The organism is Erwinia phyllosphaerae (assembly GCF_019132875.1).
Taxonomy (GTDB): Bacteria; Pseudomonadota; Gammaproteobacteria; order Enterobacterales; family Enterobacteriaceae; genus Erwinia; species Erwinia phyllosphaerae.
Window position 1 is genome coordinate 302,493 of the sequence record NZ_JAHSPF010000002.1, and the last position, 12,328, is coordinate 314,820.

General features: G+C 40.6%; 14 protein-coding genes. 9 read left to right on the plus strand and 5 right to left on the minus strand.

Features of this window, described 5'->3' with window-relative positions; all coding sequences use genetic code 11:
- The first annotated feature begins 9 nt into the window (after positions 1-9).
- Positions 10-1,539, plus strand: a complete 1,530-nt coding sequence (locus tag KUE00_RS04735) for a glycoside hydrolase family 55 protein (RefSeq protein ID WP_246758408.1) — start codon at positions 10-12, stop codon at positions 1,537-1,539.
- Positions 1,540-1,551: 12 nt separating this feature from the next.
- Here the strand turns inward: KUE00_RS04735 and KUE00_RS04740 are convergent, their stop codons facing one another.
- On the minus strand, positions 1,552-1,944 hold the full coding sequence (locus KUE00_RS04740; RefSeq protein ID WP_246758409.1) for a hypothetical protein: 393 nt from the start codon (positions 1,942-1,944) through the stop codon (positions 1,552-1,554).
- Positions 1,931-2,254 carry an Arc family DNA-binding protein gene (locus tag KUE00_RS21820; protein WP_281434487.1) on the minus strand — a complete coding sequence of 108 codons (324 nt, stop codon included), beginning with the start codon at positions 2,252-2,254 and terminating at the stop codon, positions 1,931-1,933. The genes KUE00_RS04740 and KUE00_RS21820 overlap by 14 nt, the downstream gene beginning before the upstream one ends.
- A 108-nt stretch (positions 2,255-2,362) precedes the next feature.
- Here KUE00_RS21820 and KUE00_RS04750 point away from each other — a divergent pair, with 108 nt between their 5' ends.
- From KUE00_RS04750 to KUE00_RS04785, 8 genes are all read left to right on the plus strand, one after another.
- On the plus strand, positions 2,363-2,533 hold the full coding sequence (locus KUE00_RS04750) for an Arc family DNA-binding protein (RefSeq protein ID WP_246758410.1): 171 nt from the start codon (positions 2,363-2,365) through the stop codon (positions 2,531-2,533).
- On the plus strand, positions 2,523-3,236 hold the full coding sequence (locus KUE00_RS04755) for a P22AR C-terminal domain-containing protein (RefSeq protein WP_246758411.1): 714 nt from the start codon (positions 2,523-2,525) through the stop codon (positions 3,234-3,236). Before KUE00_RS04750 ends, KUE00_RS04755 begins: the two co-directional genes overlap by 11 nt.
- A 67-nt stretch (positions 3,237-3,303) precedes the next feature.
- Positions 3,304-4,050, plus strand: a complete 747-nt coding sequence (locus KUE00_RS04760) for a hypothetical protein (protein WP_246758413.1) — start codon at positions 3,304-3,306, stop codon at positions 4,048-4,050.
- Between the two features lie 1,497 nt (positions 4,051-5,547).
- Positions 5,548-6,633: a thymidylate synthase gene (locus KUE00_RS04765; RefSeq protein ID WP_246758415.1), complete on the plus strand. Its 1,086-nt coding sequence runs from the start codon at positions 5,548-5,550 to the stop codon at positions 6,631-6,633.
- Entirely contained in the window at positions 6,630-7,184 is a 555-nt protein-coding gene (locus KUE00_RS04770) for an ATP-binding protein (RefSeq protein WP_246758417.1), read from the plus strand. The genes KUE00_RS04765 and KUE00_RS04770 overlap by 4 nt, the downstream gene beginning before the upstream one ends.
- Positions 7,177-8,199: a nucleotide kinase domain-containing protein gene (locus KUE00_RS04775; RefSeq protein ID WP_246758419.1), complete on the plus strand. Its 1,023-nt coding sequence runs from the start codon at positions 7,177-7,179 to the stop codon at positions 8,197-8,199. Before KUE00_RS04770 ends, KUE00_RS04775 begins: the two co-directional genes overlap by 8 nt.
- Before the next feature lie 36 nt (positions 8,200-8,235).
- On the plus strand, positions 8,236-8,727 hold the full coding sequence (locus KUE00_RS04780; protein ID WP_246758420.1) for a TIR domain-containing anti-phage protein: 492 nt from the start codon (positions 8,236-8,238) through the stop codon (positions 8,725-8,727).
- Positions 8,721-9,383 carry an Nmad2 family putative nucleotide modification protein gene (locus tag KUE00_RS04785; RefSeq protein WP_246758421.1) on the plus strand — a complete coding sequence of 221 codons (663 nt, stop codon included), beginning with the start codon at positions 8,721-8,723 and terminating at the stop codon, positions 9,381-9,383. The genes KUE00_RS04780 and KUE00_RS04785 overlap by 7 nt, the downstream gene beginning before the upstream one ends.
- Before the next feature lie 281 nt (positions 9,384-9,664).
- Here KUE00_RS04785 and KUE00_RS04790 read toward each other — a convergent pair whose 3' ends face one another.
- The 3 genes from KUE00_RS04790 to KUE00_RS04800 form a co-directional block, all read right to left on the minus strand.
- Complete coding sequence (locus KUE00_RS04790; protein WP_246758422.1) at positions 9,665-10,252, minus strand: Thoeris type III anti-phage system protein ThcA; 588 nt, start codon at positions 10,250-10,252, stop codon at positions 9,665-9,667.
- 3 nt (positions 10,253-10,255) lie between these two features.
- A complete protein-coding gene (locus KUE00_RS04795; protein ID WP_246758423.1) occupies positions 10,256-11,398 on the minus strand; it encodes a Thoeris type III anti-phage system protein ThcB4 in 1,143 nt (380 codons plus the stop codon).
- A gap of 618 nt (positions 11,399-12,016) precedes the next feature.
- Entirely contained in the window at positions 12,017-12,280 is a 264-nt protein-coding gene (locus tag KUE00_RS04800; protein ID WP_246758425.1) for a hypothetical protein, read from the minus strand.
- Between the last annotated feature and the right edge of the window lie 48 nt (positions 12,281-12,328).

The following is a 12,328-nucleotide window of genomic DNA, read 5'->3' on the forward strand; positions in this document are numbered from 1 at the left end:
GGAAATTAAATGAGCCTTTTACGCGTAGACCAAATATCTCCAACTGATGACTCAGTAGTATTAAACGTTTCTGACATTAGAATAAAAGATAGCCTCGTACCGGCCAACCAAGTAACGATAAGCTCACCAGACAGCCGAAATCTTCAGGACTGGATCAGCGAACACAGGAGCGTTAAAAGTTATGGGGCTAAAGGTAATGGTGTTGACGATGATACATCAGCTTTTAATCTGGCTATTACCGCCGCGATGAGTGAGGGTTTTGCGTTAAAAATCCCATCAGGAACTTATTACCTTTCCTCAGCGTTAAGTATCAGCATACCTTCAGGGAAAAATCTGGCTATTCTCGGTGACGCACCGGCGACAACAATTCTAAAATGGATTGGTACATCAGCAGGTATTAACATAACGACCGCTGGGGTACAGGAGTGGCAAGCTAACTCTGTACATATTTCTGGACTGATGCTTCAAACAAACCAATATAATACCGGTACTGGTATTAGTGTAGATCAGGAGCAACAAACCGGCATTCCTGCTGGTGATGTAACCCTTGCTAATCTCGTCCTCTGTGGCACTGTTACAAACTCAACGCAGTGGGGAACGGACATTCTTCTCAAGAGAACCGGCGGCAGCACTATTCGTGATATAACCATCTTCGGTAAATCAGAAGGGTTTGAAGGATATGGAGTCCTTTACCAGGGGACATCTGACGATGTTTCTGCTCAGCACACCATTGACAATGTCCGGGTATTTTTTAAAGAAACCGCGTTAAAAGCAAATCAATATATTCAGGGGCTTTTCTTTAACGCATTCAACGTGTTCAATTGCAAATATGGAATTAGCTGGGATGCCTCTTCACTAACGGATGGGCAGACAGAGGCGCACATTACTAATTCTCAATTCACAGCAACTTACCCGATTGCCTTTAAGCGAATTGGCTTTGTGACTGCAAGCAATAACATGTTTATAGGCTTTCTGAACGACACAACCACCACGGGGGTTATGGCTGATTTCGATACGTGCTACGACGTGGTTTTCTCAAGCAACAACATTTATGGCGGCAACTCAAGTCGCTACATCGGTGTTGCGATTCAGGGGACGTCGGGTGCGAGCCAGCAGGGTGCTTATTACCCATCATTGATCACGAATAACACCTTTGACAGCCTGCTAACCGGCGTATCAGTCGCCAGCACTGCATCTGGCGTGAGGATCCGGAACAACGTATTCACCGCTTCAGTGACAACCAATGTTGATGATGGAGCTAGCGATACCGTTAAGGATAACGACCTTTGGATCACTGAGGTAACGAAAACATTTTCTATAGCAGCAGGCTATCAAACGCTAACCGTGAGCGTGCCTGATGGCTTGTTCAAGACCAGACCAAGGATAGCCGAGGTGATTTTCCTTGGTGATTATCTGCTATATGCGTCTTATAACCGGGATAACAGCACATCCAGATCTCTCGAATTCATCATTCGTAAAACTGATGCGACAAACGTTCCTACGGGCCCTTATGCACTTGCTATAAAAGCATCCTCATAATGATAAAGTAAATTACCCCACCTTCTTGCACGACTCAGCAATTATTATCATATTTCTCATGTCTGGAATTGTAAAAGAAAGCGAATAGTAGCCATTAGGGTTTCTGATTAAGTAAGAGCCAGCAGAATCAAACCCTAGCCATGAATTATCTGGTTTCTTTTTCATGTGAAAAGATGATGTGTAATTTGATGTGTTTTGCGAGAAGGTTACAGTATTTGAATTGACGGTCAATGTGATGTCATTCTTTCTTATCTCAGATACTGCATTACCGCCGCCATTATCTGTGTAAATGTTTGCATCACAATTATAAACCTCTATACTAGCAGCGCTAGCAAAAGATGACGTCAATGATATTGAAAATAATAAAGATATTAACGGCTTCATTGATGTTCTATTTTTTTTCATCTCTCTTCCTTTTTAAATCCACTATCAATTTAGTTGATTCATTTAGAGCTTTTGTGTTTTCTTTAATTGCCTTAAACCAATTTTCTAAATCATCATTACTCATTTTTTCTAACTCAGCAAAGTACGCTCTATCAATGGCGCCTGATACTTCCTGCTCAGGCGATAAATCCAATGCATCCTGCAAGATCTGCACTATCTCAGAGTTCATCGACCGACCATTAAATTTCGCTCTCTCAGCTATTGCTTCCCTCATTCCCTCAGGAAGTCTAAGCATAAATTTATCGTAATCGCGTACTTGCTTCTCACTCATAGCCTACTCAAAAAGATTAGTGTTTTTTTTAATGCTATCACATTGACACCATCAAGCAATTGAGTCATATTGACATCATGTCACGGTGACATCACTGAGGATACATACATGGATCAGCTGTATACACAGGCAAAGAGCGAAAAGTTCATGCTTCGCCTTCCTGAGAAAATGAAAGAAGAAATACGCCGCATGGCAGATATGGACGGTATTTCGATTAACTCTGCGATTGTGCAGCGCTTAGCAAAGAGCTTGCGAGAGGAGAGGATAGGTGATCAATAAAAACAGCGAAGCCCCAACTGCGCTAACAGTCAGGGCCTCTAATTTGCCGGTTAACCTTTGCGAGAAAACCAACATGAACATTGTAGCTAAATCTGAAATGAACTTCCACGGTGTCAACCTGACGCCAGTTTCTAACATGAATGGCATTTGGCTTACTTCAGCTGATGTGGCCAAGGCACTTCATTACAACAGCACTAAGTCAGTAACCAACCTTTTCAACCAATACAGTGATGAGTTTTCTCCGGGAATGACAATGGTCATTGAATCAGTGACCAACGGTTTAAACGGTTCTTCTCGCCGGATAAAGGTGCGCGTTTTCTCATTACGCGGAGCGCATCTGATTGCGATGTTCGCCCGCACACCGGTCGCCAAGGAATTCCGCCGCTGGGTTTTGGATGTTTTAGATCAGCAGCCTTGCCAGTCCCCAGTAGCAAGTCAGTTTACTGATGATGAACTTCGTGACCTGTGCTGGCTATGGAAAGCTTCGGCCGTTATGGCAAACAGGATTGAAGAAGTAGAGCCGCTCTTGCGTATTGCAGAGCACAGGCTTGCAGGATCTTATTATTCAATGCCACGTGAATACAGTCGGACTATTAACAAGGCGAGAAAACTTCTGGAGCGCGAAACATCTCATGTTGAGGAGTCTTATAGAGATGATGACTGGAGAGTGTTACATAGCCTGAGGGCCGGAAGAATTCACTAACCTAACAAAAGAAAAGCCGCCAGTTGCACCTGGCGGGCTACATCAACTAATCGAAAGGTACTAATTAATGCTTACAAGTAATTTAGCAGTACAGGGATCGGTTGTCACGGACAAAACCATTGATAGCCAATCCCTCCTGACAATGGTCAACCAGGCGCGTATCTCATGCAATGAGAAGGCAGTTCGCAACAATGTGTTTATTGATCGCATCAAGGATGAGTTAGAAGGGGAGACCTACAAAATTTTTGTAGGTCAAAAAAACGGCTCTGAAATTGAAGTTGCTGAAATGACCATTAAGCAAGCTATCCGCGTTGCGGCGAGAGAGTCTAAGGCTGTTCGCCGTGCGCTGGTTGATAAGCTTGAGGCAATGCAACTTGCCCATATCGAAAAAAACAAATCTGGCAATGGTTTGGTTGAGTATAGGCTAGCTAAAGCTGAGCAACTTAAAGCCATGGCATTGGAGAAAAATATTGCATCAGCTCGAGACCTAATGGCTATGTTCCCAAGGCTGGGCGATTCGGCTAATCAGGTAATTGTAGCGACTCTGGTAAACCCGCTAATGGGCAGCGACATAATCCCACTACCTGTAATTGACGAGCACTATCATACTGCTGGGGAAGTAGGGGTAATGCTAGGGGTTTCGTCTCAGAAAATAGGCCGCGTGGCTAATGCTAACAATTTGAAAACAGAGTTAAATGGCAAGTTTTTTCTGGATAAATCACGTCATTCAGATAAACAGGTTGAGACATTTCGCTACAATGCTGAAGGGGTGAAGGCGTTACGGCACTTCATTCTTGGCGCTGATGTAGCCTGATGAAATTAAGTATACGCAACCCGCTTCGGCGGGTTTTTTGCATTGCTATGCCGGCACCCATCCACCGTTAAAAATAAAACAAATCGATACAAGCACTCCGAATATAACTAAAAATAATCTAAGCAAAGCAAAGTTTGACATTTTTTTATCTCCGTTTTTTAAACAGCCCAGTGTATCGCGGTGTTGACCACGCCGACCGACATGTATCTGGAGAAAACTTTTATCATCGCTCATCCGCTCCGTAAGCGCCTAGGTAATGCCTGATTTCGATGGGGCAGCACTATATCAAAATCTTGCTGTGAGCTCACCTCTTACACCCGCCTCCGCGGGACAGATTTGGGACGTGCGAAGCTCTGTCGCGGTTTTATGACAAAACTTTGGACGTGCCATTTTTGTGCCATTACCTGAAATCATAAAACTGCATCTTTCATCTTGTGCCATCAACTTACCAGTGTGAATGCGGTTGAATACTTTAAATTCAGTTAGTTAAATGCAGTTCTTATAATTCGTAATGCGAAGGTCGTAGGTTCGACTCCTATTATCGGCACCATCTTTTCTAATAAAATCATCTGGTTACTGTTGCATTGTTTTGCTTTTTTTAACACGAATATGTATTTTTGCGCGTTGTGAGTGTGGCAAAACTGTGGCATATACAGTGAGATTGTTTGTGGCTCAATGCAAGGGTATGCTAACAGCACGTGTTACCCTGTAGCTCCCGCCTATCTTGCCTTTTGGCAATATTTCTACTTCTTGTTACGGACGTTGTCAGGCCTGCACGGTTAGGTTGAAAGGATGTTACAACAACAACATACACAGGCATTCAAACATGTCTAGTCGTCCATTTGAGTATTGGCATTCATTTGACTACCCATTTGCATTTACTTGGTCATCTATAACAAAAAATGCATCCAATAACCTGCTAAATTAACAGGCAGCTTTGAGTAAGAAACGGGCGTGGATTCTTTTATCAAACTGATTCATTTTTTAATAAGCTGCTTTAACCATGTAAGCCACTACTTGTTTAAGAGTTTACTAACTTGCACCGAGCCTGTACTACGTGGATGAGATAATAGCGCCCTTTGTTTTCTATAGTGAAAATGGCTAGAGGATTGTTATCTACATCAAATTTTGCACATCTTCTTACTTATTAGGGGCATTTTTGAACACAAACAACTCGATTAATCATCCTGTAACAAATAAAATCAGATTTTTATTTGTTATCTGATTGCGGGCTTGATAGTTCGTTTGCTCGGGGTGATGTTTTTGCATATTTACCGCATGCAGTGCTTAAGCAGCTGAGGGCGGTAGCTTGGAGTGAGGATGTGACTTGCTGACTATGACATTCCTATGGCTAGCGAATTCGAGTTTATTCTTAACTGAAATGGAATTATTTTCGCCCGGGCATCCATGATTCAAGGGTGAGAGCAGGTTTTATATAAAAAGTCAAACAAAATTTATCAATAAATGGATTGGTCTTTCATTGTATGAGGTTTGGTTATGCACACCATTTACGGAGAAACTATTAACGATCTAATGATAAAAGTCATAGAAAAAGTACTCTTTGAGGGTGTCAGCATACCGACTAGGAATGGGAGTGCTGTAACAATCTATGATGTTAGTATGATCCTGCGGAACCCAAGATCAAGGCATTTAAGTTTAGTCGGTCGAAAAAATAACATATTCTCAACTTTCGCCGAGGCAATGTGGGTTTTTTCAGGCGATAATCGGATTCATCCATATTTAACTTTTTTTCTGCCAAGAGCTCCTAAATATTCAGATGATGGAATCATTTGGCGAGCTGCTTATGGAGAAAGGCTCTACGCTCACGGGCAACTAGAGAACGTTGTACAACAATTCATAAATGACGGGATTTTTACTAGGCGAGCCGTTATCAGTTTATACATGCCTGACAGAGACACTAATGACAGTCTTAGAAAAAGATACAACTTAGAGAATAGTGTTGATATACCCTGTAACAATTTAATTCATTTCTTTATTACTCCGGATAAGAAACTAAACATTAAAATAATTCAAAGAAGTGGGGACTTGATATTCGGTGTAAGCAATATTAATATTTTTGAATTTAGTTTACTCCAGGATATAGTTCTATCTATACTACAGCAAAAAGTTGATAGTCAAATCACACTGGGATATTTGCATCATTCAATAACAAATCTGCATATTTATGAAAATAGGATAGAGCAAGCTAGAGATATCTTTAACTTTAAGGAAAGGCAAATAACAGATTTAGTCAATGATGATGAAATTTCATTCCCATCATCATTAATTAGTATAAAAATGCTATTCTGTGAAATAGTCTCTTTTCTTGATTCAAAGATAACAGACTCACCTCATAACATTAAAACTTTAACTCAGGAGGTTGCTAATCTAAAAAACATATTCGATAAACACTCTGTAAAAATAGAAAATAACCTCTTGTGGGGATATGCAGAAGCTGTTTTATCGTATATATATCAAGTTAGATTTGAACAGTCAATAGCATTGAGCGCTAAGTTAAGTTATGATTTCAACTTAAGCGTAAATTCAAACTACTTCAATAGGTCCAACAAAGGAAATCTATGAAAATTGCTTTCATGGGTATATCAGGTAGCGGGAAAGATTTTCTTGCAAATTATCTGATACATAATCATGGGTTTACAAGGTTATCATTTAGTGATCAACTCAAAAAATTAGCACATTACATATACCCATGGATGGAAAAAGATTATCCTTCTGAAGAAAAAACACTCCCACTAAATATTTCTTTATCGACTGGTGAACTAATCAGTTATTCCCCAAGAGATATATGGTTAAGCCTAAATAAGTTAAGAGAGATTGAAGGGAAGATATTTATTAGAATGCTATCAAAAGAGTTAAATCTTCTGGAGTCAAATGGTAAATTTAATGGAAAAATAATAATTACTGATATAAGGTCTAATGAAGAGTTCATATGGTGCAAGGATAATAAGTTTATTGTAGTCTACATAGAAAGGGACGCAAATGATTATAAAAAATATGAGATTGACAATCATGTAACTGAGAATAAAGAAAAGGCAGATTATCACTTTCATAACAATACAAGCGGAATAGATAGTTTTAAGTTTTTTTTTGAAGAGGAACTATCTAATGGATAATAAAAACGATGAACTATTTTGTAATGTTAGTGAAACTAAAATTAAAACCGCTAAGCCAATATTGAATCAAAATGTTATCAGAGAATGGTTTTATCATCAGCGAGAAAGGACTTCTATATATTACAGGAAGGAAATACTTAAAAATCCACCTTATTGGACTGACGACGAAATTTTGAGGAATTATAAATTCGTTAATACCAAGAGAGCATGGGATAGAGAAACGAAATGGCTTTTGGTAAATGTAATTAAAAATTACAATGTGAGTTACGAAAATAAAATTCTAAATTCATTTCTCTTTAGAGTAATAAACAAGAGTGAGACCTTACATGAAATTAACGCTCCGTTTGATTTCTCGAGAATGACCATTGTTGATATTGATCAGGTAATTAGAGAAAAAACTCATGACATATCAATAAAAAATTCAGAGTATGTTTTTTTTAGCGCCGCGTATATACTTGGTGGACCTAAAGTTAATTTTGGAAGGTTTTTAGAAGAAAAAGAACATAAAACGGAAATGAACATGATTATCAGGATGATCAAGTTTGTTTTTTATAACCAAGATGAAATAGTAAAGGGAGTAAAGTCTGCGGAAAATCAGTTAGAAGTATTTAATCATCTTAAATCATTCGCTGGGATTGGCGATTTTCTTGCCTATCAAATCTTTGTGGATTTAACATATATAGTTCACTTTCCATTTACAGAAATGAACTTCGTTATTTCTGGCCCTGGCTGCGAAAGAGGCATTAATTGGATTTTTTCTGATAGAGGAGGAATGAACAGCGAAGAATGTTTATTTTGGTTCACTATTAACCAAAGCAATATTGCAGAAAAATATAATGAAGAGTGGGAAATGGAAAAAATATTTCATTTTTTACCGAAAAAAGAAAGAGTATATACATTAATGGATATGGAAAATAGTGGCGCTTGCGAAATAGACAAAAGATGTAGAACAAAGTTTGGTGGCAAAAGGCCAAAGCAAAAATATCATTATCAAAAAAATATGGGGCTATTTTGATAACTGATAACTTGAATGTCAAGAAAGGATTTTAAAATGGATAAAGAAATTAAGAAAAATGTTTTTGTTAGTCATCATCATAAAGATGACGCCAGTGTTGATGGGGTTTCGCGGTTAGCTGCAGCAAAAGGTTATCATCTACGAAATAGTTCTGTCAGAATGAAACCTGAAAATCAGAGACGTGCTGATGAAAAAAAGATCAGTGATAGAACGATAGCACGTTTGCTCAGAATGAAAATGAGATGGGCTGGTCAAGTTATAGTAGTTATCGGAAAAGAGACACACACAAGACCATGGGTGAATTGGGAAATTCAAGCAGCTCATCAGCTTGGTAAACCTATTATAGGTGTATATGAAAATGGTTTAAAAGGTGATGTAAAACTACCAGATAATCTCGAAAAATATGCAACCTCTATCGTTGCTTGGAGAAGCGATGCAATTATCAGTGCACTTGAGGGTAAAACTAGTTTTCAAAAGCCTGATGGTACTGATAGGGATAAAGTGCAAGGGGGGAATGTAGTGTGTTAATAGAAAATAACTCTTATCTTTATGCCTATGCAATAACACGAGACTTTGGCTTTGCACCTAATCCATTTCATGGAATGTGTACCTTAGCAACATGCAAACCTAGAATTAGAAAGGCAGCTAACATTGGTGATTGGATTCTGGGGATTGGAGGTTCTAATTTAAAATCGGTTAGAAAAAAGTGTATTCTACTAATGAAGGTGACTGAAAAAATTAGTTTTAATGATTATTGGGAAGTCAATAGATTCGCCATCAAAAAGCCAGCGAGAAATGGTAGTCATGTGCAGATGTTGGGGGATAATATCTATCATCAGGATGACAATAATGATTGGATTCAAGAAGATTCACATCATAGCAATGCTGATGGCACATTCAATATGACAAATCTTGAACGAGATACTCGTACTGACCAAGTGTTGATTTCAAGGCGGTTTTATTATTTTGGTGATAAAGCCGTTGATGTAGACTTAGACTCGATTGGCTATCACAGAATTAGAGACTATATAAAGCTCTCCTTAGATAACTCGATCCCCGCAAATGAGCTTATAAAAAAAATAGACGCTGAGTTTCATAGCGAGAAAAATTTAGTTATATCGGATCCATGCCAGTTCTCTGATTTCTATAAACGTGTAGATCAGGGAACTGGTGAACTCTATTAATAAGTACTCAGGTTCTAACTCTGGATATTATTTAAAATTCTCAATTTTCATCCAGCAACTGGTAATCTTACCATGTTACGTAATTCAAAATTCTACAGAGAAACTTGCTATGCAAACCGGTTAAATTGGGCTTTGCATTATGATTTTAACTTAGCATTTCTGGTAGCTATCAAGAAGACGGTTAATCCAAATAGGGGCAACGCCTTTTCCTGCCCCCTTACAACCTCTTCCGATACCTACGGGCGCATAGTCGCTCAACCCCAATTACATGTCATGGCTTGTTAATTGGAATGAGAGCATAGCGGTTTGATTAGATAACGATCGAATAAAGATGCGAAATCTACGTCTTCCAGACGGCCTCCATCTAAATAGTCATGATCTCTTGCCAGGCTCAGTGCTGCGCCTCCTGGGGCGGCGACCGGTAGAATTATTGCATCAGGATGAAATTGCTTAAAGAGCTCATATTCAATCTGAACTCCTTCCATACCCCCTACAAAAACTGCGCCAACTAAGTCGCATCGAGATAACATTTCCTGCCGCATAAGATGTAGGCTGCCGTCCAGATCATCAGGCACTGCGTTGGTGTAAACGACATTGTCGAATCGCTCATTTTCTTCAGGATACCGGCCTTCGAAAAATCGGCTCTGGTACAATACAACGGAGCGAGTGTAATCGACGTCCAGATCTTCGCAAATACTCCAGATCATGGGGGTTATTGCAGGGTGCCCCCCCCATACGATTTTCATTTTTCTTACGACCGCGATAGCAAACTCACGTACAGCACACTGAATCAGGAACGGATCAGCAGTTTCGTAATAATCACCGCGTCCATTGACCGGGACGCTAGCTGAGAGAAAAATAGAATCCACTTTTTAAACCTCCCAATCTGCAAACTGCCAGCCAGCCTCGCATGCTTTCACCCACTTTGTTGCCTGAATGTGCGAGCCGAGCCAATCCATATGATTTAGCCACTGAGGATGTAACCCCACATGGTCATACAGTATAGCAACTGATTCATCTGGATAGTTCATTGAGGCTTCATGCATGGTTGATGACGTCGGGACCCCGACCATCGGGTAAACCACTATGATTCGACCTGTGGGCAGACGAACTTTGATTTCTCTACCCACTCCCATACCAATGACTTCACCACCTATGGCCTCAATCCCAATGCGCAAGTTGCTGACTAGGTTGATAGTCCTTACAGCATGACTTTTGCTACGCACCGACTCAAGCTGAAGACAGATGCGGTCGATAGCGGAATTCTCGATACGCCCTGTTCCGCCGTCCAACTCACCTTCAGCTAACTCAGCGAGGCTTGCAGTGCCCAATCCACGAGACTGCTTCGTTTCAGGCCAAGCGACTCGAAGGACACTGATACCTTTCGCGAGAGCCCGCCCAAACTCAGCTGATGTCCAGCGACTATTAAAATAGTCAGGAGTATCTAACATCAACAGCACGTCAGAATCGCAGAGTCTATGCCACAACATGGTCTGAAAATCCTCTGCTGGCGCAATACTATGGGTATCAAGGAATACGTCGAAATGGCGTGCTGATAGAGCATCGAACATCTGGAGCGCGGCAACTCTGGCCTCATCCCGACGGTAGCTTACGAAGACCCTTCGTTGTTTCGGAAGCAATCCAGCGCATTCAAGAAGAGCTATCGAGACACGCTTAGCACCGCCATTTACGTAGCCCAGACAGTTTAGCGGCCGCAGTAACTCAGGAATCTCCGCAGATACATGTCGTAGATCGGATACAACTGGAATTACAGGAGTACCGCTGCGGAGCAAACTCTGTAAACTTGGGTGATTTACGCCTTCTCCTCCAAAAAATACAACCGCACTTGATCGCAACTGGTTTGGTGTAAACATCTTGGGAGCTACTTCCCAACTGATCTCCTGACCGAGTCGTAGCCCGTACATCGCCACTGCAGTGTAAACCGCATCCTCCAAATCGCGAAGTTGCGCGTCTGAAGGGGAGCCTATAACAGCAAGTTGATAGATAGGAAGCATGAACGCCCTTATATGCAATTACAGTTATTGTCAAAAGGTGTGATATCTCATCTGAATCGAGGTGCCTCTAGTAGCTTCGTATCAACCCCATTTCCACATAAAGCTTATCAATATGTTCGAATCCGCGGATCCGTCTAATGCTATCGTGAGCATCCGGCTGGGAGTAGGTACTTATCCATCCAATAAACTGCTCATAATCCATCGAGTAAGTGGGCTGCGGAAGTAAGCATCTCAAATAAAAAGGTTTATTATCAAAAGCCGCCTCATTCAATTTCCCATAAATCTCCAATCCCCCAAGTTCGAATTGCTTGCGCTCTGTCCGTTTTACATTTTGTGCAAACATAAGTTCGGAGAAAATCTAGGGAGAGGAAAGTCGCTCCTTATCCGACATGTATTCATCAATCTTGATCGAACTTTCCGTACCTAAAAAAATGAAAAGCTCAGAACGACGGATCATCTGCTGGAGCGCTGCGTTTAGGATTAGGTGAACATTAGTTATCGTTCTGTTCCTCAGTGCGTAGCTATAATTTTTCCAACCCGAAGGGATACAAAATTTGTTATCAATCTTCTGAAGCAACTCATCAGCGTAGCCCCAAACGCATGAATCGACGAAAGGCTTCAAGCCAATTTTTTTAGGCTTAAAGCAATACGGATTGCCTGATCTTCATCGTTATGTGAGTGGGATATGAATACGTCAATCTCCGTCTCTGGAAATACGCTTTGCTGGATTTTCTCTGCATCTAGCAGGTTGTTACCATTCAGCAGGTACTCTTCAAGCCTGATGGCAATGTTGTCTTTTTTCGCTTTATAGGATACGACGTCAGAATCACTCCATTCTGAAACGGACGCAACGACATTCTCAACTTTCAAGTCCAGGAACATACAACCCTCATTTATTTAAAGCAGCTTGGGATTATGTGAACTGATTTC

Bases quoted from the DNA above. Each gene is read 5' to 3' on its own strand.
- KUE00_RS04740 (WP_246758409.1), bottom strand. From the start codon at position 1,944: ATGAAAAAAAATAGAACATCAATGAAGCCGTTAATATCTTTATTATTT.
- KUE00_RS04780 (WP_246758420.1), top strand. From the start codon at position 8,236: ATGGATAAAGAAATTAAGAAAAATGTTTTTGTTAGTCATCATCATAAA.
- KUE00_RS04795 (WP_246758423.1), bottom strand. From the start codon at position 11,398: ATGCTTCCTATCTATCAACTTGCTGTTATAGGCTCCCCTTCAGACGCG.
- KUE00_RS04775 (WP_246758419.1), top strand. From the start codon at position 7,177: ATGGATAATAAAAACGATGAACTATTTTGTAATGTTAGTGAAACTAAA.
- KUE00_RS04765 (WP_246758415.1), top strand. From the start codon at position 5,548: ATGCACACCATTTACGGAGAAACTATTAACGATCTAATGATAAAAGTC.
- KUE00_RS21820 (WP_281434487.1), bottom strand. From the start codon at position 2,254: ATGAGTGAGAAGCAAGTACGCGATTACGATAAATTTATGCTTAGACTT.
- KUE00_RS04770 (WP_246758417.1), top strand. From the start codon at position 6,630: ATGAAAATTGCTTTCATGGGTATATCAGGTAGCGGGAAAGATTTTCTT.
- KUE00_RS04760 (WP_246758413.1), top strand. From the start codon at position 3,304: ATGCTTACAAGTAATTTAGCAGTACAGGGATCGGTTGTCACGGACAAA.
- KUE00_RS04750 (WP_246758410.1), top strand. From the start codon at position 2,363: ATGGATCAGCTGTATACACAGGCAAAGAGCGAAAAGTTCATGCTTCGC.
- KUE00_RS04735 (WP_246758408.1), top strand. From the start codon at position 10: ATGAGCCTTTTACGCGTAGACCAAATATCTCCAACTGATGACTCAGTA.
- KUE00_RS04800 (WP_246758425.1), bottom strand. From the start codon at position 12,280: ATGTTCCTGGACTTGAAAGTTGAGAATGTCGTTGCGTCCGTTTCAGAA.